Raw genomic sequence first — 234 nt, forward strand, 5'->3', positions numbered from 1 at the left:
GTGGAATACTGGCCTCACACGAGTCGAACGGTTGAGCCCGATGAAACAGATGTCCTTCGTCGATGCCGAGTATTCCGGCAAACGTAAGCAGACCCGCTGCAGCGCTTCCTGATCGAGATGGATCAGGTCGTACGCTGGAAGGGTTTGATTGCCTTGATTGAACCGCATTATCCGAAGGGCGAAGATGGTCGTCCGGCGTATCCGTTGCTGGCCATGTTGCGGCATCATCTGATG

Annotated in this window: 1 pseudogene; it reads left to right on the forward strand. The window is 55.1% G+C overall.

Features of this window, described 5'->3' with window-relative positions:
* Positions 1-40 precede the first annotated feature (40 nt).
* Positions 41-234: pseudogene (locus AAEZ08_RS23495) on the forward strand (transposase); the annotation flags it as partial.

This window comes from Pseudomonas sp. E45-MNA-CIBAN-0222 (genome assembly GCF_040310405.1).
Lineage (GTDB): Bacteria > Pseudomonadota > Gammaproteobacteria > Pseudomonadales > Pseudomonadaceae > Stutzerimonas > Stutzerimonas stutzeri_AC.